The sequence below is a fragment of the uncultured Cellulomonas sp. genome, assembly GCF_963527515.1.
Lineage (GTDB): Bacteria > Actinomycetota > Actinomycetes > Actinomycetales > Cellulomonadaceae > Cellulomonas.
This window is the reverse complement of record NZ_CAURTV010000012.1, coordinates 34,603-61,451: the sequence shown is the minus strand read 5'-3', so window position 1 is coordinate 61,451 and position 26,849 is coordinate 34,603. Positions and strand designations below refer to the sequence as shown.

Here is a 26,849-nt window from a genome sequence, read left to right as displayed (position 1 = left end):
TGGCGCTGCCCTCTGCCGCGGCGGAGCCTTCGTCCCGCGCCGGGGGCGCGGGGGTACGGGTGGCGTCGGGCGCGATCCCGGCCGCGCCCGTCGGGTATTCGACCGCGCCCTCGACCCGGGACGCAGGCTCCGTCCCCGGAGCCGCGCCGCCAACGGTCGTCGCCTCCGCCGCGCTCTCCGGGCTCGCGCCGGCAACGGTCGTCACCTCCGCGGCGCTCCCTGTCGCTACGGTCTGCCCCGCCGCGCGACCGGACACGGCCCCGGTGCCGTCGGGCCCCGAGACCGGGAGGTCATCGGCAGGCGCCACTGGTGCTCCGACCCAGGCCGCTTCGGCGACCGCCCGCTCCCCGTCGGTGCGCTCGGGCTCGTCGACGACCGGCTCGGGACCCGCCGGCGCGGGCTCCGGCAGGACGTCACGTCGCTCGGGGGGCCGCACGAGTCGTGACACCGCAGCGTTGCCCGCCTGCTGCTGCAGGCGCAGGACGAGGGTGTGCGGCATACCGCGAGGCGGGCGGGAGGGCGCGCTCCGCACAGGACCGGCCGTCTCGTGCCGAGCTGCGGTGTCGCCCGCCGGGGTGACCCGTCGAGCGCGCTCACGGACGGCGTCGGTGGCGGGCTCGTGGGTGGGCGGCACAGCACCTCCGGCGAAGTGACCCTCCCATCGTCGGGTCGCGGGCTGCGCGGACGATCACCGGACGGGCGGGTCGCGGGGCATCCGCGTTGCCCGGAAGGGCAGCGACGCCGCGCGGCTGCCGTTCGGAGCGCAGCGCGCGTCCTCCCCGGGTCACCCGAGGCGAGCGCGCGCGGTCGCCGTCCCGTGAAAGACGCTTTGTGGACGGAGCGCTGGCACCCGTTTGCTGCGCGTCGTCGTCCCTTGTGGCCCTGAGTGGATTGCCGGAGGATGCGGGCGTGGCGAGCAGCGCGGACGAGACCGGCATGGCGCTCCGCGGGACGGTGCTGGAGGGCATGCCGGTGACGTCGCCGCCGAGCGAGTACCCCGAGGGCTCCCCGTTCTGGCGCCCAGACAGTGGCGTGCTGGTGATTGAAGGGGTGGAGCCGGCCCGCGTCCTGGAGCACTGGCGCGCAGCGCGCGACGTGCTGCCGACCACGTCGCGCTGGCCGGTGGCGGTCACGCCCGAGTACCACGGCGGGTTTCAGCAGGTGCCTGACGACGAGCTGGCTGAGCTCGAGCGCGCCATCGTCGACATGGACGACTCGCGAGTATTTCCTCGTTTCGTGTTCGACACACCCGGTGCGCAGCGTGACCTGCAGGGGGTAGAGCACCTCTTTCCTGGAGCGGGCCTTCCGGCCATGATGGCCGCCGAGTTGCCCGACCCCGTGCTCGATCACGATGTCGACCGGTGGATCCACGACCGCTTGATGGCGGATCCTTCGCTGGTGGCGCTCGTCGAAGAGCGACTGCAGTGGCATGTCGGGACCCGGTCGTGGTTTGAGCCGGACTCGGTCGAGCTGGCGTTGCTGCCGACCACATCACCGTGGTTGGCGATCACGTGGGTGGGCTATTTCGGCGCCGATCATGACCTGCCCGCGTTCGTAGCGGCGCTCGAGCGGTGGCACAGGACCTGGGGCGCAGAGCTCGTTGCCGCCTGGGGGACGATGCTGCAGTTCACTGTGACCCGTCGCCCCCAGCAAGGCGAAGAGGCTTGGGAGCTTGCCGGCCAGCTGCTGGCCTGGGCCGGCAGCCTCCAGATGTCCCAGTGGGAGCTCGGGCTGGTTCTCGCCCGCAGCGACACCTGGTTCCTCCACGACCGACCCTGAGCCGTCGGCTCAGCTCTGCAGATCTACAGCTCGTCGCGCGCCTGACCATGGACGATCTGGATGAGGTACTGCAGCAGTCTGCGTGCGGCCCGGGACGCGATCACCGCGACGCCTGGGAGGACGGCTGCCGCTCCACCGCCCCGGCGGCCGTCGCGAGGAACCCGTCAGCGACCTGGCTGACCACCCAGCTCCGCGACCCAGACGATGGTGCCCTCGTCAGCCAGCTGTGTGGCGAAGAAGGTCTCGGCGGCGGCGCGGTCGACGGCCTTGAACTGGTCAGGTGCTGCCTCGAGGTGCGGGCGCTGCACATGCGCGTTGAGGGCGGCGATGGTGCCCGCGTCGTCTGCGGTGGCACGGCGCAGGGTGGCCCTGTCGTCAGCGGTCGTCACAGGGGTCACCTTGCCCGACGGGGGCACCCGTGGACCACACCTGGCGCATGCGAGCTGGTCCGACTGCCCTGCGCACGCCCCAGCGCGAGCGCCACGGAGGGCCACGGTCGGGCGTCGAGACCTCGGGCACCTACTTGATGACCCGGACCTCCTGGGGCCAGCCGCACCCCTCGGCGACCCTGCCTGCCCACATCTTGGCCGTCTCCAGGTCGGGCACGTCGATGATGGTGATCCCGCCCAGGTACTCGGCGGTCTCGGTGTAGGGGCCGTCGCTGATCGAGAGGGTGCCGCTCGTCGCGTCGGCGCTGAACGCGTCGGCCAGGTCCTCCTCGAGGCCGCCCGCGAAGACCAGGACCCCGGCCGCCTCCATGTCGCGGACGACCGCGGTGCTGGGCTCCACGCGGGTCTGGAACCACTCGGCCGGGTGGTCACCGACCCACTGCTGGTGGAAGTAGATGGCGTACTGCGTCATGTCGCTCCTCCTGTGCGGCGGGCCCGGGCGGCCCGTCACCACCTTGACGGACGAGCCTCCCCGAAATCGACAGCCGATCCGGCATGTGGCACACCTCCGCGCGGCCTGTCGACCGCACGTCCTTCTCGGGCCAGGATTCGTGCGTGGAGAGCCGTCGAGAGGCAGGTCTGCCCGATCGCATCGTCGTGGTGCTGCCGGGCCGCGCAGGAGTGCGGGCGGCGCGGGTGGTCGAGCCATGGTTGCGGCTGGGCCTACGCCGGGGCGAGGTCGACGGCAACCTGCTCGGTCCGGACGGGGCGGAGGTGTGGGTGTACCCGACGGACGCGACCGCCGCCGCGTCGACGATCGCGCGGCTGCTGCGACTGGTCCGCCTGCCCGCAGGTTCGCACCTGAGCATCGACGCAGGCGACGACGTCGTCGTCCGGAGGCTCCGTCGCTGACACAGTGACCAGGCCTGCTGGTCGTCGACCGCTCGACGTCCTGCCAGGTCAGGGAGCAGCGACGTAGTACGCCACGCCCTCCGCGTCCCACAGGGGGTCGTTCACATCGAGCTGGTGGGCCTCGTGCCGTCGTCGACGAAGACGTCGAGCCGCATCCGTGCGCTCGCCGGCGAACCGAGGCATGAGGCAGTTGCGGACAGGCTGAGCGAACGGGACGCGGCCGACGCCGACACGGTGAGCGGGCAGTCGGGGACGACCTCCACCGAGCGGGTGCCGTCGGGGTGGTACGTCCACGCCTGCACGACGGCTTCACCGTCGAGCTGGTCGTCGATGGTCCCTGGGTTGTCGTCCCACGGGCGGTACTTGGTCAGCGAGAAGTTCGGCTCCCCGTCGCCGTCCGTGTCGATCGAGGCGTCGACGAAGGTCTGGTCGGCCCAGGCGGCGTCGAGCTCCGCCAGGTACACCGTCGCCTGGACCACGGACCCGTCGAGCCGCAGGGCCGTTCGGACGATGTCGGCCGTGGGGTGCCCGTACACGTACCCGCCCGTCCCGAACGAGTAGGCGTCGTCGAGCTCGTCATGGGACGTGCCCGTCGCCGCAGCCGCCGGGCCGGCCGCGAGCACGCCGATCGCCAGGACGGCGGTGACCGACGCCGCGGCTCGAGCAAGGAGACCTCGACGGTGAGCGGTCCGGAGCACAGCGGCCTCCACGTGGTCGGTCGTGCCCGGCCGGGTTGATGAGGCAGGACCGTACCGGCTGGACCCGGCACCTCGAGGCGAACTTCGCCTTGTCGGTCGCTGCGTCGGTTCCGCCCATGGAGACCGCATCGGCACCGGCCTGGGAGGAACTGAGCGCTTCGAGTTCTCTACGAGCCGGCCTCTCAAGGATCACGTCGACGACGTCGATCACTGCTTCCATGGAACGTCTGTTCGGTGTGTTCGACGACGCGGAGTCCCTCTACGACATCGGTCGCGTGCCAGCGCACCGCGACGAGCCCGACATCCAGCTCGGGTTCAGCGACATCGCGGCAGGCCCGTACGAGGCGCTCGTGCACGGCACCGTCGACGTCCTGGCCGCGGTGCCCGGCGTCCTCGACGTCTGGCAGGAGGACCGCGAGGTCGTGCTGGTCCGGGCACCCGGCGTCGCGACGGCCGCGCTCGCCGAGGTGGTCGACCGGTTCTGGCTGCACTCGCTGCCCCGGACGACTCCGACTCCGTCGTACGGCGAGCTCGACCCGCCCGACGTGTCCCGCGCGTGGAGCCCGCCGCCGCTCCCCGGGGACGTCAACGTGCCCGTCCAGCGCGGGCAGTCGTTCGCCGAGGCCGTCCGGCTGCCTCCGTCGCGCCGCAGGATGTGGACGTACCTGGTGTGCGGCGCGGTGGCGACGGCGGGCGGTCTGGTCATCACGATCTGGGGAGAAGGCTCCGGCACCGTGCCGCTGGTCATCGGGGTCGTCAACCTCGCGATCGGGCTGCTCATCGCGAGGCAGCGGCGCGCCCTCGCGGGCTGAGCCGGTTCCTCGATGCCCTACGCGGGCACGAGGACACACACCGACGGGGCGCCGGGTGACTCGGCGCCCCGTCGGGACGTGCTCGGCGTGCGAGCCGTCAGGTGCGCGTGCCGTCGTCGCCGTCGTCCGTCACCACGAGCGGGTCAGCCTCGAGGCTGCCGACGCTCGGCGACGGCGTGGGCGCCACGTAGTCGGTGGAGGTGACAGGCGGTGTCTCGTCGGAGCCGCTCTTCCTGCCGGCCACCACGGCCGCCGTCGCAGCCGCCGCGACGCCGAGCCCCGCGGCCGCCGCCTTGGCGGAGACCCCGGCATGGCCGCTGTCCCCGCGCGACTCCGCCGCGTCCTCGACCCCGGGCGTCCCGGTGATCCCGGTCTCGATCGACCCCCGCCAGGCGCCGGTCGCGTAGCCCTCGTCCTCGATGAACGCCTTGAACCGGTCCAGGTCACGCTCGGCCTGGTTCTCGACGATGTTCAGCGTGTCGCCGACCTTCTCGACGAGGCCCTCGGGCTCGTACTCGAGCGACAGGTGCACCGACGTCCGACCGCCGCCCACGTCCTCGAACGTCACCGCGCCCGCGTTCGTCGCGCCCGCCGTCGCCGCCCACGACACTTTCTGGTCCGGCACCTGCTCGAGGACCTGCGCCTCCCACTCGCGGCGCACGCCCGCGATCTCGGCGACCCAGTGCAGGCGGTCGTCGCTGAGCTGCGTGATCTCCTTGACGCCCCCCATGAAGTGGGGGAACTCCTCGAACTGCGTCCACTGGTTGTACGCGACGCTGACGGGCACGTTCACCAGGATCGACTTCTCCACCGTGGTCGTCATGACCTCTCCTCGGGTTGACGGGTGACACCGCTCCTTGGTGTGACCTGCGGCGCCGCGAGGGTCCTGCGGCGCCGCTCTTCAGCATCGCCCCGGGGCGGGGCGCGTGCCCGGCGAACAGCCGCTCGGCGCCTCGTTCGGCACGATTCCGGCGATGTGGCTACGGTGCGAAGATGACGCGCACGGTGCGGACGACGCGGTCCGCTGTCCTGGTCCTGATCGCCACGCTCGCCCTCGTCGGCTCCGCCGCCGGTCCAGCGGCCGCAGGCGGCCCAGCGGGCGCCGGGGGCTCCCGTGTCGTCTACGACGCCCTCGGCGACTCGTACGCCTCGGGGTACGGCGTCCCGCCCTACGCCGAGTGCGGCCGCTCGCAGAGCGCCTACGCCGTGCTGCTCGACGGGCGCCACCGTCTGCGCCTCGACGACTTCGTCGCGTGCGCGGGCGCCACCACCACGTCGCTGGTCACCGGCGGCCAGCTCACCGCGCTGGACGCCGACACGGACCTGGTGACGTTGAGCATCGGCGGCAACGACATCGGCTGGTCGACTGCCGTCGTCGCCTGTCTCGGCGGCACCGACGCCCAGTGCGCGGGTGCGGTCTCCCTCGCGGACGTCCGGATCACGACCGAGCTGCCCGCCCTGCTCGACGCGGTCTACGCCCAGGTCGCCGCGGCCGCCCCGGACGCCCGGGTGGTGGTGACCGGCTACCCGCGGCTGTTCTCCCCCGAGCACGGCGCCTACCTCGGCGCCTCGACGGCAGAGCTCACCGCGCTCAACGCCGCTGCGGACACCCTCGACACGGTGATCGCCGCCGCGGCCGACCGCGCCGGCTTCCAGTTCGTCGACGTACGCCAGCGCTTCGACGGCCACGGAGCGAACTCGCCGGACCCGTGGATCCTGGGGCCGACCGACCCCGGGGCGTTCCACCCGACGCTCCAGGGCTACAGGGCCTACACGGCCGCGGTGAACTCGGCGCTGGGTCCGGTCAAGCCGGGCTGCGGCAGGCACCACCGGTGAGGTCGGCCAGGGCGACGCCGGCGACCGTGACGGGCTGGGTCGTCTAGCGCGACTCGCCGCCGAGCGCACGGGTGAATCGCTTCACACGGCTGTGCGGACGATGTCCGTCTGGTGGGCTTGCCCCTCCGCCGCCAGGGTCGCCATGACCCGTGCGCTCTCCCGTTCCTGAGAGGGATCCCTCCCGTGCTCTCACTGCGCAAGGTGTTGACCCTGGCCACGGCGGCCATGGTCGCCGCCGCCGGATCGATCGCCGTCACCAGCCACGCGAACGCCGCCGCAGGCTGCCGTGTCGACTACACGGTGACCAACCAGTGGCAGAGCGGCTTCGGCGCCAACGTGCGGGTGACCAACCTGGGCGATCCGATCACGGGATGGGACCTGCGCTTCTCCTTCGGCGCCGGCCAGACCGTCAGCCAGCTCTGGAACGGCTCCTTCACCCAGGCCGGAGCGGCGGTGACGGTCCGCGACGCCGGGTGGAACGCGACCATCGCCACCCACGGCACGGCGTCGTTCGGCTTCAACGGCGCGTGGACCGGGAGCAACCCCGTGCCCATCGCGTTCACGCTCAACGGCGTCGCGTGCACCGGCAGCCCGGTGACCCCGAGCAGCTCCCCGACGACGTCGCCGACGCCCACACCGACGCCCTCGCCGACCACCGGGCCGATCACGGGCAGCGCCGCCCAGCTCGTGGCCGACCTCGGCAAGGGCTGGAACCTGGGCAACCAGCTGGAAGCCTCCGTCAACGGCGTGCCCAGCGAGACGGTGTGGGGCAACCCGGTCGTGACGGGCGCCCTGATCGACCGGGTCAAGGCCTCCGGCTTCACGACGATCCGCATCCCGGTCTCCTACCTCGGCAAGATCGGCTCCGCGCCGGGCTACACCGTCGACGCCGCCTGGCTCGCCCGGATCCGGGAGGTCGTGAACCTGGCCTACGACCGTGGGCTGCACGTGATCATCAACATGCACGGCGACGGCTACAAGAGCGTCGGCGGCGCCTGGCTCATCTGCGACGCGTCCGGGCAGGACGCGATCAAGGCCAAGTACCAGAAGGTCTGGCAGCAGGTGGCGTCGACGTTCCAGGGCTACGGGGGACGCTTGATCCTCGAGTCGATGAACGAGAACTTCGACGGGCAGTACGGCGCTCCCACGCAACCGTGCTACTCGAACATCAACGCGTACAACCAGATCTTTGTCGACACCGTGCGCCGGACCGGCGGCAACAACACCTCCCGGTGGCTGCTCGTGCCGGGCTGGAACACCAACATCGACTACACCACCGGGAGCTACGGCTTCGTCGTGCCGACCGACCAGTACCGGTCATCGGCCGTCCCCAGCAACGAGAAGCGCCTCATGATCTCCGCGCACTACTACGACCCGTGGGACTTCACCGGGACGGAGAACGGCACCATCACGCAGTGGGGGCCCAACGCGACCAACGCGTCGAAGAAGTCGACCTGGGGTCAGCAGGACTTCATGGACGCGCAGCTGAAGAAGATGCACGACAGGTTCGTCGTCAACGGGTACCCGGTGTTCATCGGCGAGTACGGCTCGATCGACAAGACAGCGTTCGACTCCTCCAACAACCGGTTCCGCGCCGACTACGCGCGCACCCTCGTCGCCACGGCGAAGAAGTACGGTGCGGCCACCGCCTACTGGGACAACGGCCACAACGGCCAGTACGGGTTCGCGCTGTTCGACCGGAGCTCCGCGACCGTGACCCAGCAGGGCATCATCGACGCGATCATGGGTTCCTGACCACTGCCGCACCCGGAGGCGATCGCCATGACCACCCTGCGTCACGGCAAGATCTGCCACGTCGAGCTCCCGGCCGCCGATCCGCAGAAGGCGGCGGAGTTCTACGCCCGCGTCTTCGGCTGGAAGGTGCGCGCCGCGAACGGCACCTACTTCTTCGAGGACGCCGTCGACGAGGTCAGTGGCCACTGGGTCCAGCGGAAGCCGACGCCGCCCGGGGTGCTCGTCTACCTCTGGGTCGACGACCTCGCCGCGGCCGTCGAGCGGGTCACCGCCGAGGGGTGCGAGGTCGTCCAGCCGATCGGCGGCGACCCGGGTGAGCTGACGGCCCGATTCCGAGACCCTGGCGGCAGCGTGATGGGCCTGTACCAGGAGCCGGTGGACTGAGCGCGCCCGTGACGCACCGTGGTCCATGCCCCGGTGCGGGCACCGGCTCTAGGGTGGCGCGGTGACAGTGACCGCGCGGCAGGTGAGCGAGCGGATCGCCGCGCACGTGGGGGTGCCGCCGCGACCGGCCACGGTCGACGGCTTCCTCGCAGGTGATCCGGATGCGCCCGTCCGGGGGGTCGCCGTGACGATGATGGCGACGCTCGATGTGCTGCACCGCGCTGCCGAGCAGGGGCTCGACCTCGTCATCACGCACGAGCCGCTCTACTTCGACCACCACGGTGCGTCGGACGCGATCCTCGAGTCGGAGGGCGACCCGGTGTACGCGGCGAAGTCGAGGTTCGTCGCCCAGAACGGGCTCGTCGTCCTTCACCTGCACGACGCCTGGCACGACCGCCGGCCGGACGGCATCCTGACCGGCACCGCACGCGCCCTCGGCTGGCTCGACGCGGAGCGGGCGGGCGCACCGGGGGTGTACGACTTGCCGCGGACGACGCTCGGCGAGCTGGCCGCGCACGTCGCGCAGAGCCTGGGCGCTCGGGCGCTGCGCTACGTCGGCGACCCGGCGTCGACCGTCTGCGCCGTCGGGCTGCAGCCGGGGTTCCAGGGGTTCGAGCGAAACCGGCAGCTGCTCGCCCGGCCGGACGTCGACGTGCTCGTCCTCGGTGAGGGACACGAGTGGGAGACGGGCGAGTACGCCGCCGACGCGGTCACCGCGGGGGTGTGCGCCGGCGTCGTCGTGGTCGGGCACGTCCCCTCGGAGCAGGAGGGGATGGCCGAGGCCCGCCGCTGGCTGGCGGGGCTCGTGCCGGAGGTCCCCGTCGAGCTCGTCGCCGCGGCCGACCCCTTCCGGACCCTCGGGTCCTAGGCCCGCTCGACGCGGTCGGCCTGCGGTCCCCGGTCGCTCTGGCGCACCTGGTACCGGACGCGGTCGCCCTCCTGCAGCGCGTCGGCGCCCCTCACCACCGACACATGCACGAAGAGGTCCGCACCACCCTCGTCGGGCGTGATGAAGCCGAACCCCCGGTCCGCGTCGTAGCGCGCGACCACACCCTCGCCGCCGCGCACGGGGGCGCCGGAGTCCCGCGGGGGGCCGGACGGTCCGCGTGCCGGCGCGGGCGTGCTCGACACCAGCCGGATGTTGCGGGCCTGGAGCCCCTTCTCGCTCGTGCCGACGTCGTACGTCACGCGATCGCCCTCGGACAGCTCGGTCACTCCGGCGGGCAGCGACCGGACGTGGACGAAGAGGTCCTCGCCGCCGGCGTCGGGGGTGACGAACCCGAAGCCCTTCTCCCCCTCGTACCAGGACACGGTGCCGTCGGCCCCGTCGGACGCCCGAGGCCGCCCGATCGCGTCCGCCCCGAGGGGCAGCAGGTGGTCGGCCTGCGGACCCTTGTCCCCCTCGACGACGAGGAACGCGACCCGCTGCCCGTCCGAGATCACGCCGCCGCCGACGATGGCGGAGCTGTGCACGAAGATCTCCGCGCCCCCGCCGTCGGGCGTGATGAAGCCGTAGCCCTTGCCCGGCTCGTACCAGGAGACGGTGCCGAGCACGCCCAGGAGTGCGTCCGGGGCGTGGTCGCCCGTGATCCGGACGCGGCGGGCCTGCGGGCCGCGGTCACCCTCGCCCAGCTCGAACTCGACGAGCTGCCCCTCGCGGAGCGCGTCCTCGGTCCCGACGATCTCGGACGCGTGGACGAACAGGTCCTCGGCGTCGTCCCCGAGGTAGAGGAAGCCGAACCCCCGCTCGGCGTCGAACCAGCGGACAGTTCCTTCAGGCACGGTGACTCCTCGTCGATGCGGTAGCTGCTGTCGTCCAGTGTCCCCGAGAGGGCGGCGTACACGAAGTCGTGACCCTGCAACCCGAATGCACCATTCAGCGACGCGTCACACGTGCCGATGAGCGGTGTGACGGGCCCCGACCGAGGCCCCGCGAGAGGGCCTGATGAGAACCGACCTGCGTACCGCGACCGCGTGCGCCTCGCTGATCGTCGGAGCGGCGCTCCTCGTCGGCTGCCAGAGCGCCACGGTGGGCTCCCCCGTCCAGGAGACCGCGCCGCCGGTCCCCACGCCCGTGGTGAGCTCCGAGGAGCCCGCGCCGTCCCCTGAACCCGACGACGGAACGACAGCGGACCCCAGCCAGATGCTGGTCGGACTGACCCCCGGGTCGGACGCGTGCCGCGAGGCGTACGCGCAGCAGCTGCTCGCCGCGGACCCGGCGTACTTCGACGTGCGCCCCGTCGACGACCCGATCACGCTGCTGACCTACGACCGGCTGACCGAGACCATCACCGCGGACGAGCACGCCCGCTGGGGGATGGAGCGCCTGCTCCATCCGGACGACGTCCCGCAGGAGTACCGCCTGCCCGACCTCACCGGCGAGGGCACCGACCCGCTGACCGGCATCGCGCTCGCGTCGATGTGGGAGACCGACTGCCTGCCGCTGGAGACGCAGCAGTGGCTGACGGACTACATGACGCCGACCGTGGTCGTCGACGAGCCCTGAGCAACGAGGTATCAGCACGGAGACGGTCGCCCTCCTCCTCGGCATGCAGCCCGCACCGGGCCGCACCGTGCCAGGGGGAGAACAGTGGCCGACAACATGTACGCGGGTGTCTCCGTGCAGGTGTTCCCGAACGGGGACGCGGCACTGAGCACCCCGCACGGCGACGTGACCGCGTTCCTCGACTACGTCCGGCAGTTCAACGGGATCAACTTCCACGCGCAGGACGACGACGTGCGCGAGTGGCGGTTCAACCGGGAGTACGACAACTGGCAGGACAGCCTCGGCATGGACTCCGTCCGGGTGCTGCACGCGTACACGCACATGGGCATGGCCGCGGACGGCCGCTACGTCGCCGCGATGGGCCGCACCTGGGACAACACCTTCCTGGCCGAGTCCACGCGGATGACGTTCGGCGACCAGCGGCTGCGCTACCTGATGCTCCACGGGTGCCACTCCCTCGAGATGCACGGGGGGCAGAACCCCTGGCGCACGTGGGCGGAACCGAACCACGGCGCACGGATGATCTTCGGTTTCGACGGGCTCACCTACGACGTCGGCGGGCTCGGGGCCGGGTTCTTCCGGGAGTGGAACAAGGGGAAGTCGTTCAGCCAGGCGTGGCAGGACGCGGCGTTCTCGACCCTGACCAACCACCGGCCGTCGTCCACCGCCTGCGGCGCGACCGCCGAGGAGGCGCAGGACCGGCTCTGGAACGAGCGGCTGTTCCACGGCGGTGCCGTCTCCGACAGCTGGTACTGGTGGAGATGGGCGGGACCCGCGGTGATCGAGGTCGTCATCACGATCACGGTCCCCCCGTCACCGATGCGCCTCTCCGTGGGGCGCCGGTCCGTCGACGACGAGGCCGCGCAGCACCTGGGTGACCGGTTCGGGGTCCGGGCGCACCTCGCGGCGGCGGCGTCGCCCGATCCCGAGCACCGTCACGAGGGTGTCGACGACGCCCTCGTCGGCCCGCGTCTCGTCCTGTCGCCGGACGGGTCCTACGAGGTCTTCCTGGCCGAGCCGGACCGCTACGCCCGGCCGATCGACCTGGACGCCGCCCGGGAGATCGCCGAGCAGGCGGTCCGCTCGCTCGAGCTGGACACCGAGCTGGTCCTCGACGCCCTCACGGTCACCGAGCACGCAGGCGTGAGCCGGGACGGCGAGCAGACCGAAGTGGCGATCGCCGACTTCACCGCCCACTTCCGGCAGCTGTACGACGGGACGCCGATGGCTCGGGGCCACGACGGTCACGTGAGCGTCACGCTCGACGCGGGGGGCACCGTGTGCAGCATCTCCGACCGGACCGTCGCGATCGTCGACGCCGTCGAGGCCGCACCGTCGGACGGGTACGAGATCGACGTCGACGAGTCTCTCGGTCGCGCGATCGCCGAGCTCGAGCGGCAGCTGCGCTGCGACGGGCGCAACGACTCCCAGCTGGTCCTCCTGCCGGACACGCGGGACGTCTCCTACCGCATCGACCGCGACTCCGCCGTCCTGGTCGCGCGCGAGGAGGTCGAGATCCGCAGCGGCGACTTCGCGATCCGCAAGGTCCTCGAGGTCGTCCTCTAGACCGGCTGCGCCCGGGCGTGCGGGGGGCGCGCCCGGGCGTCCAGCCGCGCCACGGACTCCCGCACCGAGCCGTGCAGCATGAGCTCCACGTCCCCCACCAGCCGGTACGGGTCCCCGGTCATCCCGTCCGAGACCCACCGCAGCAGCACCGCCAGCACGGCCGACGTGTAGAAGTCGACGACGAGCGCGCGGTCCTCCGGGCTCGTCGGACCCCCGCCGCCGACCTCCCTGACCACGGCCTCGGTCACCGGCCTCATCTGCCAGAACAGGAACCGCTCGAGCCCCGCTCGGCCGAGCCCGTCGAGGACCGCGGTGGTCGACGACCGGTTGTCCCGCAGGTACGCCATCAGCCGCACCAGGCCGTCCGCCCACTCGTCATGGTGGGCCGACACGCGCACCTGCTCCGCGACCTCGGTCTCGAACACCCACAGGGCGAGCTCCTGCACGTCGTGGAAGTGGTAGTAGAACCCCTGCCGGGTCAGCCCGCAGTCCTGGGTCAGGTGCGTGACCGTGACCTGGGCCAGCGGCTCCGAGCGCAGCCGCGCCTTGAGCGCCGCCGCGAGCGAGTCGCGCGCGTCCGTGCGGCGCGCGTGCGGACTCACCTCTGGGCTCACACTCCCTCCAACGGTCCGCCGACCCCCGTCGTCGTGGGCCGAAGGTCCCAGGAGGCGACCAGGGGCGCGCCCGGCGATGCCCCTGCCCACCCCGGACTGGACACATCCCGCCCCCTGTCCAGTGCCGGGCGGGCCAGTGCCTTCCTACCGTCGGGCAGCCCCGCAGCCATGGCGGCCGCGGGCGGTCCGCAAGGAGGTCGCGATGTTCCTGTTCGACACCATCGGATGGCAGTCGTGGGCGATGTGGTTCGTCGTCCTCGGCGCCCTCATCGTGCTCAACGAGGTCACCCGCCGCTGGAAGTGGGCCGGGATCGGGTTCTTCGTCGCGCTGCCCCTGGTCCTGACCGTGTTCGTGTGGCCGACGACCGCCGGTGAGGGCTCCTCGACCGGCACCTGGTTCCACTGGGTGAAGGTCTACTCCGCGCTGGCCGGCTGCCTCGGCTTCATGGCTCTCCGGTACGTCGGGCGACTGTCCAGGAACCGCTGGATGCTGCTCTTCCCCGCGCTGATCCTCGCGGTCAACATCGGCGAGGCGGTCGTCCGTGACTTCGAGGTGGCGGGCCTGCAGGGCATGCACGACGGCGTGTTCATGGTGGGCGGCGTCTGGAACTACATGAACGGGATCGCCGGGATCCTCAACGCGCTGACCATCTGCGGCTGGGTCGGGATCATCGTGTCGCGCGACAAGTCGAAGGACATGGTCTGGCCCGACATGCTCTGGTTCTGGATCATCGCGTACGACCTGTGGAACTTCGCGTACGTCTACAACTGCGTCGGCGACCACGCCTTCTACGCCGGAGCCGCGCTGCTGATCTCCTGCACCGTGCCCGCGTTCTTCCTCAAGAAGGGCGCCTGGCTGCAGCACCGCGCGCACACGCTCGCCCTGTGGATGATGTTCACGATGGCGGTGCCCACGTTCGTGACGTCCTCGCAGTTCGCCATCGACTCCTCGCACAACCCGACCGCCCTGTTCGTCGTGTCGGCCCTGTCGCTGCTGGCCAACGTCGCCGTGGCCGTCTACCAGGTGCGCGTCGTCGTGACCCGGCGCCGCAACCCGCTGAAGGACGAGCTGTTCACGCACCTGCGCCCGTACCGCGAGGTCCTGGAGGCGAACGCGCCGCTCGTGACCGCCCGTGAGGACCAGCCGCTCGCCGCGGTCTGAGCGGCGCTAGCCTCGACATGGTCGTTCCGCCGCGGCCCGCAGGAGGCCGCACGACGGGGGGGCACGGGTGAGCGAGCTCCGCACGAGGGTTCGCGTCGAGGCCGCGACGCCCGAGCGCTGGTCCGATGTCGTCGCGGCGTTCGGAGCTCGCGCGTCCAGGCCCGACTCGTGCTGGTGCCAGCGGTTCCGCACGCACGACCAGCCGAGCAACCGCGACGAGCTGCACCGGGAGATCGAGACGGCCGACGTCCCCGTGGGTCTCGTCGCCTACGTCGACGGCGGCCCCGCGGGGTGGACCCGGGTCGTTCCGCGCGCGACCCTGCCGGGCGTGATGGCGAACCGGGCGTTGCGACGACTCCGCGACGACGACCCGGCCGTCTGGTGGGTCACCTGCGTCACCGTCCGCAGCGAGCTCCGCGGCGCGGGTGTCGGGACCGCCCTGCTGGTGGCCGCCGTCGAGCACGCCCGTCGGCACGGGGCCTCGGCCGTCGAGGGCCACCCCGTCGACGTCGCCCGGCTCAGCGCGGCCACAGTCTCCGGCTCGGCCCTGTTCACCGGCACGCTCACCATGTTCGAGGCGGCCGGCTTCCACGAGATCGGCCGCACCTACGTGAGTCGGCCGGTCATGCGCCTGCAGCTCGCGGAAGGGGCGTGACTCTCGTGCCGCTGGCAGGGCGCGCTGGTCACGGACGGAGCTACCCGTCGAGCAGGTCCAGCTGCCGCAGGACCACGGGGTCTCCCGGGGCGAGGTCCAGGGCGCGGGTGAGATCGGCCCGGGCGCCGGCGGCGTCGCCGGTCGTCCGCAGGAGGACACCCCGCTGCAGGAGGACCTGGGAGTCGTACGGGCTGCGGGCGTGGAGCCGGTCGAGCTCGGAGCGTGCCGCCGCTGTGTCGCCGGAGAGGCGCAGGCCCACCGCGTACGCCAGCCCGGCCTGCATGGAGTCGGGGATCCGGCGGCGGGCGACCTCGCCCCAGGCGACGCAGGCATCGGCCGCGCCGGGGACCCCCGCCGACGCCAGCGCCGCCAGCGCCTGTGTGGCCTGGGACGGCACGTCGGCGTCCCACGGCCGCAACCGTGTGGCTGTGGTGAACGCGGAGTCGACGCCGGCGACGTCGCCTCGGCTCATCGAGCGGAACCCGGCGGCGACCGACCACTCGGCGACGACGGCGGCGACCAGCGTGAGCGTGAGCACGGCGCCGGTGAGTCGCCAGGCCAGGACGGGGGCACGGGAGCGCATCGTGACCCGCACCGGGGTCACCGTAGGCACCGCGAGGCACGCCCCGGCCAGGAGAGCCACCAGTGGCGTCGTGCCCCCCGCGGTGAAGTGCGTGAGCAGGGCGACCCCGTACGCCAGCACGGCGACGAGGGGCCCCGCCAGCTCGGCGCGTCGCTCGGGTGCGGCAACGCGCCAGGCGCGGACGGCCAGCACGGTCGCCAGCACGGCTGTGACGCAGGCGAGCACCGCCAGGCCGATCCCTCCTGCAGCTGCCGCCTGGAGGGGCCAGAGGTGGGGGCTGTCGGGAGGGGTGCGCATCCCCACGTCCCTGACCCACTCGAGCGTCACGTAGGGGACGCTCGCGTCGAGATAGCCGCTGGGTCCCGCGCCCTTCAGCGGCCGGTCCCGGAGCAGCGCGGTCGCCTGCGACCACAGCGCGAGCCGCCCGCTGACGGTGTCGCCGGCGAAGAGCCGCTCACGGGAGGCGGGAACGGCGAGCACGAGGGTCACGACGCCCGCGCCGGCGGCGGAGGCGAGCCAGAGGGGACGCCCCGTCACCCGACGCGCCTTTCCCTGCCCCAGCAACGCCAGCCCCACCAGGACGACGAGCGTCCCGACGTACGCGGCGCGCGACCCCGACAGGGCGACGAGCGCTCCTGCGGCCACGGCACCTGACACGACGAGAGCACGGCGTCCGCGCAGCGCAGCGGGCGCCAGCACGGCCAGGACCACCAACCCGAGCAATCCCATCTCGGTCGCATTGCCCTGCAGCGACCCCGACCGCAGGCCCTCGCCGCCGAGCGGACGGGCGCCGGTGAGCTCGATCAGCGCGAACGCCGCCATGACGATCGCGGTCGCGGAGAGGGCCCCGTGCAGGCGGGCCCAGACGCGGGATCCGGATTCAGGCCCCAGGAGGCGCGCCCCCACCCATCCCGCGCCGAGGTAGAGCGGAAGCGCGATCAGCCCCTCGTAGCGCGGCCATCGGCCGAACAGTGCGGCGACGGGAGCGCTCGACGCGAGGGCGGCGGCCAGCAGCAGGCAGGAGCCGGCGGCGAGCGCGACGACGACGGTGCGTGGCAGCCGGCCGGAGGCGGGAGCGAGGCTCGCGACGACGACGGCGACGGCGACCGCCAGGAGCTTGCCCAGCACGAACGCCGACGTCCCGCCGGGGATGACGGCCAGCGGCGCGAGGGCCGCCACCGTCAGTGCGACGGTGGCGGCCCTCGTGGCGCTCGGGCGCCGGTTCACGCGGGCGGGCACGCGTCCGGCCATGAGCGGTGCGTCCGTCTCAGCGGGTGACGTAGTACGCGATGCCCTCGTAGGCCCATCGGCTGTCGGTGGCGATGATGTGGTCCTTCTCGGCCGCGCTCGCCGTGAAGAAGTGCTTGCCGAACTCCGACGACCAGAACCGGTACAGCGCCGTCGTCCCCGGCTGGGCGTCCGCGAAGGCGCAGTACGCGACGCCCTCGTAGGCCCAGGTGGGGTCGGTGGCGATGAGGTGGGCCTTCTCCGCCGCGCTGTTGGTGAAGAAGTGCTCCTGCACCAGCGACGAGTGGAACCGGAACACCGGGATGCCTGCGGCGCACGTGCCGTCGTCGCTCGGTCTCACGGTGTAGAAGGCGATGCTCTCGTAGACCCAGTTCGGATCGGTGTTGCGGATGTTCCACGACTCGATGCCGTTGTTGGTGAAGAAGTGCGCGTTGCTGAACGTCGGGCTGAAGAACCGGTACGTCGGGTTGTACGTCACGTCCTGGCTGTCGCAGTCGACGGACGAGTACGCGCCGACCCAGTACGGGCCGTAGGTGGGGTGCTGAGCCTTGGTCCAGGACGCGGAGGGCACGGCGTCGACCGAACAGGTCACCGGCTTTCCCGGAACGGCCCCGAAGAAGCTGTAGTCCGGAATGTACGCCGTGCTGTAGGGAGTGGCCGAAGTGGACGCCGACTGCCACACCGCACCGGGTTCGAACTCGACGTAATAGTTCGTCGCGTACGCCAGGTTCAGCGAGTACGTGCCGTCTCCGCCGACGACGACGTTGTGGACGTCCGCCTCGTAGAGGTCGTCGCCATTCCCGAGCTGCGTGAAGACCTTGAGGGTGCTGCCGGTCGCCGGCCCCCCGGAGCCGTTCACGACGACGCTGCCGGACACCGTCGTGACGATCGTTGGTGCGGAGGCGGCGCTGGTCGCACCGGCGATGAGCAGGGCGCTCACGGCGAGGGCGCCCGCGGCGAGGGTGGTTCTGGAGGCGCGTCGGAACATGGTCAGCTCCAGGGGAAGGACTCGGGGGCCAGGCGGCCCTGCGTGCGGAGAGTATGGGCGGCATTCCCGCAGCGACAAGGGCGAACGTCCTGTTCCGGAGCCCACCTGCGCACATTCACCCGTTGGTGGCCATGCCGAAATCCCGATGACTCGTGCGGAAACGTACGAACGGTTCCGGTCACGGCGAAGAAATGCGTGCGAGGCCGTTCGGGCTGGCCGGCATCGAACACCCGGAGCACGATGGGTTCATGGTGTACGCCATCGTCGAGGCGCCGTCCGTGCTGGGGCTCTTCCCGCGGGGCGTCGAGCACCTTCCCGAGGCCCTCCTCGGTGCCGGGCTGGCCGAGGCGATCGGGGCGCGTCGAGCGGGGCGTGTGGAGCCTCCGCCGTACGACCCCGCGCGGGACCCGGTCACGGGGCTGCTCAACCCCACCGGTCTGCGGGACTACGCCCACGACCTGGCTGAGGCGGTGTCCGCGGTGCTCGACGCCGGCGACCTCCCGGTCGTCCTCGGTGGCGACTGCTCGATCGTGCTGGGCTCGATGCTGGCCCTGCGCGGGCGGGGGCGTCACGGGCTGCTGTTCGTCGACGCCCACGCTGACTTCTACCAACCGGAGGCGGAGCCGAACGGCGAGGCTGCGTCCATGGACCTGGCCCTGGTCACCGGACGCGGCCCCCGCATCGTGACCGACCTCGACGGACGCGGCCCGTTGGTGCGCGACGACGACGTGGTGCACCTCGGCCGCCGGGATGCGCAGGAGGCCGAGGAGTACGGGAGCCGGCGCATCGAGGGCACCCCAATCCGGGTGATCGACCTGGCCGAGGTGCGTGCGCGCGGGATGCAGCGGGCCGCGGAGGATGCCGTCGCGCACCTGACGCGGGACGGGATCGACGGCTTCTGGGTCCACGTCGACTGCGACGTCCTGGACGACGCCGTCATGCCCGCGGTCGACTACCGGATGCCGGGCGGTCTCGCCTGGGACGAGCTCGAGGCAGCTCTCCGGGTCGCCGTCGGCAGCGGGCACGCCGTGGGGCTGGAGGTCACCATCTTCAACCCGCGGCTCGACGACGACGGGTCGATCGCTCGCAGGCTCGTGGGCTGCGTCGCCGCAGGTCTGAACCACCCGACGAGGGGGTGACCGCGGGGTCACGCACCGGGGGCTGCGGGCCCTACGATGCGGCCGGGAAGACGATGCGGACGTCGTCGCCGCGCAGGTGCGCACGGAACCCGTCGTCCCGGACGTCGACGTCCTGCAGGACCAGCCCCTCCGGGAGGCCCTCGACCTCGTGCTCGATGGTGACGAGCCCCCGCACGACCGACCCGATCAACCCGGCCAGGAACGACGGCCCGCCGATGTCGATCGTGGTCGGCTCCACGACGAGCCGCCCGCCGACGACGTCGACCTCGCCCGACGCGACGACGTCGAAGCTGCGGCCGGCGATCTCGACCGTGCGCTCCACGACCGCCACCGACGCACCGCCCGACCGCACCACCGCGTCCTGACCGATCTGCGCCGCCACGACCTCGAACGGCACCGTGGCGTCGACGACCATGGCCGTCGCGACGAGCCCGTCAGGCCCGGTGCGTGCGCCCTGGGCGGTGACCGTGACGTCCCTCAGGGTCGAGTCGGGCAGGACGACGAGGCCCGCGTCGAGCACCAGGTCGTCGAGCCACATCTCCGCGGGGTCGAGGTCGGAGGGGGGCGCGACCGTTCCTCCGGTGCTCGGGCCCGGCACCGGCGCCGAGGACGCCGCTGCGCCGCCCCCCGCCGGGTCGCTGATCGACCACACGAAGATGCCCACGGCGAGCACCAGCACGAGGACGGCGACCGCCGCCCCGAGGAGTCCGTCGCGCAGCCGCGGGTTCATGAGGGACAGCGTGCCTGATGCAGCCGCAGTCGCACGGTGGCACACGTGCCCGAACGGGCAGACCCGCTTGTCCCGGACCTGCCCCCGAAGACCGCGCCGACGACCGTGCCCGGGCAGCACCCTGGAGGATCTGCGTCCGTGGGGGGAGCCGCCGATGCCGCGTCCGGGACACGTCGCCGCTCCCGATCCTGCCGGTGCGCAGCGGCCGGTGGTGCGTCCTGCGGAGCGCCGGCTGCCGGAACCGCCCGGCGGGGGCCGTCCCGTCCCGGTGGACGCCGGGGCCTTGCGGTCCTGGCAGCGGCTCGCCGGCAACCGCGTCGTGGCGCGCCTGGTGCGAGCGCCCGCAACCAGCGCCGGCGGCGTCGTCGTGCAGCGCGACGGCAACGACCGCGTGCCCATCGCGATCCACTTCTCCACGCCGCAGACGCGCGACCAGTTCATCGCCACGACGAACGCGCAGCTCGGGCTCACCGGCACCCGGTGGCGCAACGTCAAGGAGCAGTACGCCGCGTCGGACAGCCCGGTGCGCGTCCTGGTGCTGCCCAGCACCCTGCGGGCGGCCCGCTCGAAGGCGACCGCCGAGCCGCTCGGGCTGGCGGTCGAGGGCGACGGGGCGATCTCGGGCACGTCGGACCGGGCCGAGGCGTTCGCGAGGATGCCCGCGGGTGGCGAGAAGCAGGCGCTCCTGGACGAGATCGACCGCCGCTACTACCAGGCCACCGACACCCCGGCCGGGACGAAGATCACGCAGGAGCAGACGGGCCGGCGTGAGCTGTGGCTGCAGATCCAGAGCGAGGTCCTGGCGCAGCGTGCCTTCGTGCAGAACCTCCCGGCGAAGGTCGGGCTGGTCATCCGCACCCGGGCCGGCGGAGTCGTCATCACCCCGGCCATGTACGGCCGGCTGGCCAAGGTCGCCGCGAAGATCCAGGCCCTGTCCGACGCCGACGTCGAGAACTACCTGAGCCAGGGCGGCGGGACGGCAGCCTCGCTGGACGCGCTCGAGACGGCCGTCGACGAGTTCGTGGCCGCCAAGACGGCGGCGCCGGGCGAGATCGCCGACGTGATGAAGGCCGCCGCCGCGGGGACCTGGGACGTCGACTCGCTCGTCGCGGCGATGCCTGCCCGGGCCATGTTCTACCTGAGCCTGGCGGACCGGATGACACTGGTCCGCCAGCTCGCCGACGGCTTCTCGGTGGGAGACGAGGACGAGCAGAGCATCCTGCGGCTCCTCACCTCGACGCCGTCCTCCGACGTCAAGGCGCTCGGTGCGGAGCTCAAGGCCAACGAGTCCGGCCTGCTGAAGAAGCTCGAGAGCGTCCTCGACGGGGCGGAGAACAAGCAGTTCTACGCGGTGCTGCGGTCGATCGTGTTCGCGGCCATGGATCCCGAGGCGGCGCTGCGCCAGATGCAGGCGGCGAAGATCTTCCCCTGGGCAGACCCGGGGATCATCAAGGCGACCTACAACAAGCGGTTCTACTACGAGACGGTCGAGTACACCGACGAGGGCAAGATCCGCGTCGCCTACTGGATCAACGCGGGCCCGTTCGGCATGAAGACAGCCGACCAGGTGCTCGAGCCCGACGAGATCATCGGCGTGCACTTCTTCATGGACGAGGACTTCGCCAACGCGGTCGAGGGCGAGACGATGTACATGCCCGCCGCGTCGCTCATCTCGTTCAAGAACGAGCAGTTCAGCCGCGAGCTGCACCTGGCCGTCGACGTCGGGCTGCTGTTCGCCGGCGGCGCGGGGCTGCTGACGAAGGCGTCGCGCCTGGCCAAGGTGATCGCCGTGCTCGACACCACGGTGGCGGCCGCGGCCATCGTCATCAACTCGTTCCGCTCCGACATCGCGAAGTCGCCGGAGGGCAAGCAGTTCCTCCAGGCGTGGGACGTCACGCAGACCCTCATCGCCGCGTACGGCATCGGCAAGCTCGTGCTCCGCCTGCCGGACACGTTCCGCTCGCTGCGCCGGTCCTACGACGCGTTCAAGGGCGCGAAGACCGACCTGCCGAAGGAGTCGCTGACCAAGATCGACGACGAGGCGGCGAAGCTGTTCACGGACGCGGACGCCGCCGTCTTCGAGTCGGAGCTGGCCGCGCTGCGCGCCAAGTTCACGCCCGAGGAGCTCGCCGCGTTCGAGGCGCAGCTGGCCAAGGCGGGGACCATCACGGACGCCGCCAAGCGGCAGGCCGCGATCTCCGCGGTGGAGTCGCAGGTCGCGTCGCAGAAGCACAACGTCGAGCTCGTCGCGGAGCTCCGGGCGGCGAACCCGACGCTCAAGGAGGGCGAGCTCGCGCGGCTGGCGGCGGCGCGCATCGAGGTCCCGACGGTGCCGCACGGCATGACGCCCGACGAGTTCGCCGAGGCGCAGCAGCTGATCAAGGACTGGCTGGCGTCGAAGGGTCGCACCGGTACCACCGGGTTCGCGACCGGCTCCCGGGTCACCGGCGCGACGTTCAACCCGGGCAAGAAGGACAAGTTCGGCCAGCTGATCACCGACTTCAAGGAACGCGACCTCGACATCACGCTCGTGCACGAGAAGCCGCTCACCAACTCTCAGCGCGACGAGCTGCAGCGGCTGTACAAGGCGCGGTTCAAGCACGACCTCGGGATCCGCGCCATCGACGCGTCGCAGCTGGCGCACATCCCCGTCTGGGGCAAGATCGACCTCGCCCTCTAGGCGGGCTCACCGTGCCGGCCGGCTCGTGCCGACGGCGTTCGAAGGAGGGTGGCAGATGCTGCTGTACACCGAGCTCGTGGTCGTGGCGCCCGACGTGCCGCACCCGGACGCCGAGAGCTTCTGGCCGGCACTGTGGGAGAGCGGGGACCTCGACTCCGACGGCGACTTCTACTACGACGGCATCGACGGTCGGTGGACCACGCTGGAGCTGCGCACCAAGGTCCCCGGTGCGGCCGACAGCGTTCTCGAGGTCTACACGTTCCGCGAGCGGAGACTCTTCGAGACGGGGCTGGAGTCGGTGGCCCGGCTCGGTCGGACGCTCGACGACGTCAAGGCCGGGCGCTGGGCGGAGAACGCGACCATCGCGGCGATGACCGACGTCGCGGTCACGTCGCTGAGCATCCGGACCACGTCGACCGAGCACTACCGCGCGTACCTGGAGTCCGTCGAGATGTTCCTCACCCACTCCGGCGGCGTCACCGTCGGCCGGTTCGAGCTCGACGCGGACGGCTTCCGCGACACGTTCCTGCGCGCAGCCGGGGACTGAGCCCGCCCGGTCGCCGGTACGGTGTCCGCGACGTCGACCGAAGGGCCTGCCGTGACCATCGAGAGCACGCACCTGCGACGGGCCACCGAGCTCGACGGCTCGGTGACGGACGACTGGCTCGTCGTGCTGCCCGACGACGTCGAGGTGCTGGTCCGGGGCACGGCGGCCGGTCCCGACGAGGCCGCCCTGCGTCTGGCGAACCTGGTGCTGGGCTCGCTCGACGCGGTCGTGGACCGTGCGGTGCGGCTGCTCGGCGCCTTGCTGCGCGGCGAGGGTACGTGGTCGCTCGGCGGCGTCGACGTCGCGGGCGCGGCGCGGCAGCAGGGGTGCGACGTCGTGCTCGACTTCTCGTTCGAGGCCGACGACGCCCCGTTCGAGGACTTCTACGCGCTGTACTCCGTGTGCTTCTCGGTCGACGAGCGCCGGCCGGCCCCGCTCGACGCCCCGCACCCGTTCAAGGTGGTCGTCGAGTACCGGTGACGTCCCACGGTCCGGCACCGGCGACGCTGCGCGACTCGCGCGGCTTCGCCCGCCTGTGGACGGCGTCGACCACGTCGGCGTTCGGCAGCTACGTCACCGTCCTGGCGATCCAGGTGCTGGTCGTCGACGTCCTGGCCGGCGACGCCGTGGACGTCGGGCTGGTCAACGCGGCCCGATGGGTGCCGTACCTGCTGTTCGGGCTGCTCGCCGGGGTGCTCGTCGACCGCGTGCGGCGCCGACCCCTGCTCGTCGCGACCGACCTGCTCAGCGCCGTGGCGCTCTCGGCGATCCCCGTCCTGACGGCGGCCGGGTCGCTGACGGTCGGGTGGCTGGGGGTGCTCATGGCGGTCTTCGGCCTGTGCACCCTGGTCGGTGACGCGGCGTTCCAGTCGTTCGTCCCGCGGCTCGTCCCGGCGCGGCTGCTCGGACCTGCGCACGCCCGCCTGGACCAGTCGGACGCCGTGGCACAGGCGAGCGGGCCGGCCGTCGCCGGCGGTCTCGTGCAGCTGCTGGGAGCGCCCGTCGCCGTGGTCGTGGATGCCGTCAGCTACCTCGCCTCCGCCGTCCTCATGGCGACCGTGCGGGTGGACGAGCCGCGCGGCGCTGCCGAGCGCCGCGTTCGCGACATCGGCCCGGAGATCGGCGAGGGGCTCCGGTGGATCTACCGCCACCCGACCCTGCGCCCGCTCGCGCTCTCGACCCACGCGTGGTTCGCCTGCTCGGCCGTGGCGGGTGCGGTGATGACGGCCTTCGCGCTGCGGACCCTCCACCTGAGCCCGGCCACGCTGGGCCTGGCGTTGGCGGTCGCCGGGGTCGGGGCGCTCGTCGGCTCCTCCGTCGCGGTCCGGCTCGGCGACCGGTGGGGCGCCGGGCACGTCATCATCGCCGCACGTCTGGGCACCGGGACGGCCTGGGTGGTGATGGCCGCGGCGGCGTTGCTCGTACCTGGTGGCCCGGTCGACGGCACGTGGGGCGGCGGGCGGGCATGGGCCGTCTTCGCGCTCGGGCAGCTGCTGCTCGGGCTGTGCATGGGCGCCGAGAACGCCAACGAGATGGCGTACTGGCAGACCGCGACCCCCGACCGGCTGCAGGGTCGGACCAACGCCACCAGGCGGTCGGCCAACCGAGCGGTCATCGTCGTCGCCGCGCCGCTGGGCGGTCTGCTCGGCGACGCGGCCGGCTACGGCTCCGCCCTCGTCGTGGCGGGGTCGACGCTGGTGGTCGTCGCCGCCGTGTCGGCCGCGACCGGCATGCGGCCGGCGCGGCTCGGCGACGACCACACCCGGGCTCCGGTGTCCTGAGCGCGCGGAGCACCGGAGGCGGGGGATCGACCCGTCCTGAAACGTTTACGTCGCTCCGCGTCTCTAGCGGTAAAGACGCCGCGTGTCCCACCCTCGACTCCAGACGGGCGACCCCCGCCCACTCGACGACGAGGAGTCCCATGGCACAGCGCTCCAGGGTGACCGCGTGGCTGTCCGCGGCCCTGCTGACGATGACGGGGGTCGGCGCCGTCGCCGTCTCCTCGGCGCAGGCCGCGGCCGGCTGCAAGGTCGACTACGCGGTCACCAACCAGTGGGGCGAGGGCTTCGGCGCCAACGTCACGCTCACCAACCTCGGGGATCCCCTCGACAGCTGGACGGTCGGCTGGACGTTCCCGTCCGGTCAGCGGATCACGCAGGCCTGGAACGGGACCGCCACCCAGTCGGGCAGCGCGGTCACCGTGCGGAGCATGGGCTACAACGGCTCCGTCCGCACCGGCGGCACCGCGAGCTTCGGCTTCAACGGCTCGTGGGGCGGCGCCAACGCCGTGCCTACCCAGTTCACCGTGAACGGCGTGACCTGCACGGGCTCGGCCACGGCCACCCCGACGCCGACCCCCACACCCACCCCGACGACCACCACCACGCCCCCGCCGCCCACCGGCACCACGCCGCTGGCCATCAACGGCCAGCTGCGCGTCTGCGGGGTGAACCTGTGCAACCAGTACGGCAAGCCGATCCAGCTGCGCGGGGTCAGCACGCACGGCCTGCAGTGGTTCCCGTCCTGCTACAACACGACCTCGCTGAACACGCTGGCCACCGACTGGAAGGCCGACGTCCTGCGGATCGCGATGTACGTGAACGAGGACGGCTACACCACCAACCCGAGTGGCTTCACGGCACGGGTGAACGACCTGGTCGACCAGGCCGAGTCGCGCGGCATGTACTCGATCATCGACTTCCACACGCTCACGCCGGGCGACCCCAACGTCAACCTCGAGAACGCGAAGACGTTCTTCCGCAACGTCGCGGCGCGCAACGCGGCGAAGAAGAACGTGATCTACGAGATCGCCAACGAGCCGAACGGCGTCTCCTGGGAGCAGATCCGCACCTACGCCAACCAGGTCATCCCGATCATCCGGAACCTGGACCCCGACGCGGTGATCCTGGTCGGCACCCGCGGCTGGTCCTCGCTCGGCGTCTCGAACGGGTCCAGCTCGGCCGAGATCGTGGCCAACCCGCTGTCGTTCTCGAACATCATGTACACGTTCCACTTCTACGCGGCGTCGCACCTGGACAACTACCGCGCGGAGGTGCGCAACGCGGCGAGCCGGCTGCCGATCTTCGTGTCCGAGTGGGGCACGACGAGCGCCACCGGCGGTGGCACCGTCGACATCACCAGCTCGACGGCGTGGCTCGCCCTGCTCGACTCGTTGAAGATCAGCCACGTCAACTGGACGTACTCGGACGCGAACGAGAGCAGCGCCGCCTTCCGACCGGGCACCTGCGCCGGCTCGAGCTACGGCACCTCGCAGCTCTCCCAGTCCGGTCAGTTCGTCCGCAGCCGGATCGTGACGGCGGACAGCTTCCCGACCAGCTGACCGCCTGCTCCCGTCCCGCGCGCCGCCCCACCCCCGGGGGGCGGCGCGCGGGGCCTTGCCCGAGGATGGGTGCATGGAGCCACGCGTCCTGGTGATCGGTCTCGACCCCTACCGGGTGCCCGGGCCGTGGGACCCCGAGCCCGTGGCGCGGGCGACGGCCGCCGGCCTGGCCCGGTTCGCCGAGGCGGGGGTCGGCGTCGAGACCTGCCTGCTCGGGCTCGACGGCAGCGACGACATCGAGGCGGTCGTCACCGAGGCGCTGGGGCGTCGGTCGTGGGAGGTCGTCGTCGTCGGCGGTGGCATCCGCAAGCCCGAGGACCAGCTCGACCTGTTCGAGCGCGTCCTCAACCTGGTGCACCGGCACGCCGCGGACGCCGCGATCGCCTTCAACGGAACGCCCACCGACACCTTCGAGGCCGCGGCGCGGTGGCTGGACGGTCCGTGACCTTCGCCTCTTCCTGACCCGCCGCCGTCACGGCACAGTGACGACAGTGATCCCCAGCAGCTCCGCCTCGAGACGATCCGG

General features: G+C 72.0%; 28 protein-coding genes. 18 read left to right on the top strand and 10 right to left on the bottom strand.

All coding sequences use genetic code 11. The features are described from left to right. On the bottom strand, positions 1–205 hold a 205-nt coding region (locus RYN42_RS05715), incomplete at its 3' end, for a hypothetical protein (RefSeq protein WP_315094494.1). Positions 206–909: 704 nt separating this feature from the next. On the opposite strand from RYN42_RS05715, the gene RYN42_RS05710 reads away from it, so the two are divergent. Beyond that, positions 910–1,779, top strand: coding sequence for a DUF4253 domain-containing protein (locus RYN42_RS05710; RefSeq protein WP_315094492.1), 870 nt, complete (start codon positions 910–912; stop codon positions 1,777–1,779). A 164-nt stretch (positions 1,780–1,943) separates the two neighbouring features. Here the strand turns inward: RYN42_RS05710 and RYN42_RS05705 are convergent, their stop codons facing one another. Both RYN42_RS05705 and RYN42_RS05700 read right to left on the bottom strand, forming a co-directional pair. Then, complete coding sequence (locus tag RYN42_RS05705; protein WP_315094490.1) at positions 1,944–2,168, bottom strand: hypothetical protein; 225 nt, start codon at positions 2,166–2,168, stop codon at positions 1,944–1,946. A 130-nt stretch (positions 2,169–2,298) separates the two neighbouring features. Beyond that, the gene (locus tag RYN42_RS05700; protein ID WP_315094488.1) at positions 2,299–2,640 is read right to left on the bottom strand and encodes a YciI family protein; all 342 of its coding nucleotides are present in this window, start codon (positions 2,638–2,640) and stop codon (positions 2,299–2,301) included. Between the two features lie 143 nt (positions 2,641–2,783). Between RYN42_RS05700 and RYN42_RS05695 the strand changes: the two genes are divergently transcribed. Beyond that, entirely contained in the window at positions 2,784–3,080 is a 297-nt protein-coding gene (locus RYN42_RS05695; protein ID WP_315094487.1) for a hypothetical protein, read from the top strand. 101 nt (positions 3,081–3,181) lie between these two features. Here the strand turns inward: RYN42_RS05695 and RYN42_RS05690 are convergent, their stop codons facing one another. Continuing rightward, positions 3,182–3,778, bottom strand: coding sequence for a hypothetical protein (locus RYN42_RS05690; protein ID WP_315094484.1), 597 nt, complete (start codon positions 3,776–3,778; stop codon positions 3,182–3,184). Positions 3,779–3,996: 218 nt separating this feature from the next. Between RYN42_RS05690 and RYN42_RS05685 the strand changes: the two genes are divergently transcribed. Continuing rightward, the gene (locus RYN42_RS05685) at positions 3,997–4,590 is read left to right on the top strand and encodes a hypothetical protein (protein WP_315094483.1); all 594 of its coding nucleotides are present in this window, start codon (positions 3,997–3,999) and stop codon (positions 4,588–4,590) included. Between the two features lie 97 nt (positions 4,591–4,687). On the opposite strand, the gene RYN42_RS05680 is transcribed toward RYN42_RS05685, so the two are convergent. Then, positions 4,688–5,413, bottom strand: a complete 726-nt coding sequence (locus RYN42_RS05680; protein WP_315094481.1) for an SRPBCC family protein — start codon at positions 5,411–5,413, stop codon at positions 4,688–4,690. Between the two features lie 170 nt (positions 5,414–5,583). Between RYN42_RS05680 and RYN42_RS05675 the strand changes: the two genes are divergently transcribed. The 4 genes from RYN42_RS05675 (at position 5,584) to RYN42_RS05660 (ending at position 9,433) form a co-directional block, all read left to right on the top strand. Further along, positions 5,584–6,426 carry an SGNH/GDSL hydrolase family protein gene (locus tag RYN42_RS05675; protein ID WP_315094480.1) on the top strand — a complete coding sequence of 281 codons (843 nt, stop codon included), beginning with the start codon at positions 5,584–5,586 and terminating at the stop codon, positions 6,424–6,426. A gap of 183 nt (positions 6,427–6,609) precedes the next feature. Then, the gene (locus RYN42_RS05670) at positions 6,610–8,181 is read left to right on the top strand and encodes a cellulase family glycosylhydrolase (RefSeq protein WP_315094479.1); all 1,572 of its coding nucleotides are present in this window, start codon (positions 6,610–6,612) and stop codon (positions 8,179–8,181) included. Between the two features lie 27 nt (positions 8,182–8,208). Further along, positions 8,209–8,565, top strand: coding sequence for a VOC family protein (locus tag RYN42_RS05665; RefSeq protein ID WP_315094477.1), 357 nt, complete (start codon positions 8,209–8,211; stop codon positions 8,563–8,565). A gap of 61 nt (positions 8,566–8,626) precedes the next feature. Further along, a complete protein-coding gene (locus RYN42_RS05660; protein WP_315094475.1) occupies positions 8,627–9,433 on the top strand; it encodes a Nif3-like dinuclear metal center hexameric protein in 807 nt (268 codons plus the stop codon). On the opposite strand, the gene RYN42_RS05655 is transcribed toward RYN42_RS05660, so the two are convergent. After that, positions 9,430–10,347 (bottom strand): cold shock domain-containing protein, encoded by a 918-nt coding sequence (locus RYN42_RS05655; protein ID WP_315094472.1) that lies wholly within the window; start codon positions 10,345–10,347, stop codon positions 9,430–9,432. The two genes, RYN42_RS05660 and RYN42_RS05655, sit on opposite strands and share 4 nt — an antisense overlap. A 163-nt stretch (positions 10,348–10,510) precedes the next feature. Between RYN42_RS05655 and RYN42_RS05650 the strand changes: the two genes are divergently transcribed. Continuing rightward, a complete protein-coding gene (locus RYN42_RS05650) occupies positions 10,511–11,071 on the top strand; it encodes a hypothetical protein (protein ID WP_315094470.1) in 561 nt (186 codons plus the stop codon). 84 nt (positions 11,072–11,155) lie between these two features. Continuing rightward, positions 11,156–12,637 (top strand): DUF6345 domain-containing protein, encoded by a 1,482-nt coding sequence (locus RYN42_RS05645; protein WP_315094468.1) that lies wholly within the window; start codon positions 11,156–11,158, stop codon positions 12,635–12,637. On the opposite strand, the gene RYN42_RS05640 is transcribed toward RYN42_RS05645, so the two are convergent. Further along, positions 12,634–13,239 carry a TetR-like C-terminal domain-containing protein gene (locus tag RYN42_RS05640; protein WP_315094466.1) on the bottom strand — a complete coding sequence of 202 codons (606 nt, stop codon included), beginning with the start codon at positions 13,237–13,239 and terminating at the stop codon, positions 12,634–12,636. The two genes, RYN42_RS05645 and RYN42_RS05640, sit on opposite strands and share 4 nt — an antisense overlap. Positions 13,240–13,453: 214 nt before the next feature. Between RYN42_RS05640 and RYN42_RS05635 the strand changes: the two genes are divergently transcribed. Beyond that, on the top strand, positions 13,454–14,413 hold the full coding sequence (locus RYN42_RS05635; RefSeq protein ID WP_315094464.1) for a DUF5692 family protein: 960 nt from the start codon (positions 13,454–13,456) through the stop codon (positions 14,411–14,413). Between the two features lie 67 nt (positions 14,414–14,480). Further along, on the top strand, positions 14,481–15,068 hold the full coding sequence (locus tag RYN42_RS05630) for a GNAT family N-acetyltransferase (RefSeq protein WP_315094462.1): 588 nt from the start codon (positions 14,481–14,483) through the stop codon (positions 15,066–15,068). A gap of 40 nt (positions 15,069–15,108) precedes the next feature. On the opposite strand, the gene RYN42_RS05625 is transcribed toward RYN42_RS05630, so the two are convergent. Together RYN42_RS05625 and RYN42_RS05620 are read right to left on the bottom strand one after the other, a co-directional pair. Continuing rightward, positions 15,109–16,902 carry an O-antigen ligase family protein gene (locus RYN42_RS05625; RefSeq protein ID WP_315094460.1) on the bottom strand — a complete coding sequence of 598 codons (1,794 nt, stop codon included), beginning with the start codon at positions 16,900–16,902 and terminating at the stop codon, positions 15,109–15,111. A gap of 16 nt (positions 16,903–16,918) precedes the next feature. Then, positions 16,919–17,887, bottom strand: a complete 969-nt coding sequence (locus RYN42_RS05620) for a hypothetical protein (protein ID WP_315094458.1) — start codon at positions 17,885–17,887, stop codon at positions 16,919–16,921. A 248-nt stretch (positions 17,888–18,135) separates the two neighbouring features. Between RYN42_RS05620 and RYN42_RS05615 the strand changes: the two genes are divergently transcribed. Then, entirely contained in the window at positions 18,136–19,026 is an 891-nt protein-coding gene (locus RYN42_RS05615; RefSeq protein ID WP_315094456.1) for an arginase family protein, read from the top strand. Between the two features lie 31 nt (positions 19,027–19,057). Here the strand turns inward: RYN42_RS05615 and RYN42_RS05610 are convergent, their stop codons facing one another. Continuing rightward, positions 19,058–19,756 (bottom strand): LmeA family phospholipid-binding protein, encoded by a 699-nt coding sequence (locus RYN42_RS05610; protein WP_315094455.1) that lies wholly within the window; start codon positions 19,754–19,756, stop codon positions 19,058–19,060. Positions 19,757–19,910: 154 nt separating this feature from the next. On the opposite strand from RYN42_RS05610, the gene RYN42_RS05605 reads away from it, so the two are divergent. From RYN42_RS05605 to RYN42_RS05580, 6 genes are all read left to right on the top strand, one after another. Further along, on the top strand, positions 19,911–22,436 hold the full coding sequence (locus RYN42_RS05605; protein ID WP_315094453.1) for a hypothetical protein: 2,526 nt from the start codon (positions 19,911–19,913) through the stop codon (positions 22,434–22,436). Between the two features lie 55 nt (positions 22,437–22,491). Beyond that, positions 22,492–22,983, top strand: coding sequence for a hypothetical protein (locus RYN42_RS05600; RefSeq protein WP_315094451.1), 492 nt, complete (start codon positions 22,492–22,494; stop codon positions 22,981–22,983). A gap of 51 nt (positions 22,984–23,034) precedes the next feature. Continuing rightward, entirely contained in the window at positions 23,035–23,463 is a 429-nt protein-coding gene (locus tag RYN42_RS05595) for a hypothetical protein (protein ID WP_315094449.1), read from the top strand. Next, a complete protein-coding gene (locus RYN42_RS05590; protein WP_315094448.1) occupies positions 23,460–24,764 on the top strand; it encodes an MFS transporter in 1,305 nt (434 codons plus the stop codon). The genes RYN42_RS05595 and RYN42_RS05590 overlap by 4 nt, the downstream gene beginning before the upstream one ends. A 140-nt stretch (positions 24,765–24,904) precedes the next feature. Then, the gene (locus RYN42_RS05585; protein ID WP_315094446.1) at positions 24,905–26,323 is read left to right on the top strand and encodes a cellulase family glycosylhydrolase; all 1,419 of its coding nucleotides are present in this window, start codon (positions 24,905–24,907) and stop codon (positions 26,321–26,323) included. Positions 26,324–26,396: 73 nt separating this feature from the next. Then, a complete protein-coding gene (locus RYN42_RS05580) occupies positions 26,397–26,768 on the top strand; it encodes a hypothetical protein (RefSeq protein WP_315094444.1) in 372 nt (123 codons plus the stop codon). The last annotated feature ends 81 nt before the right edge of the window (positions 26,769–26,849 follow it).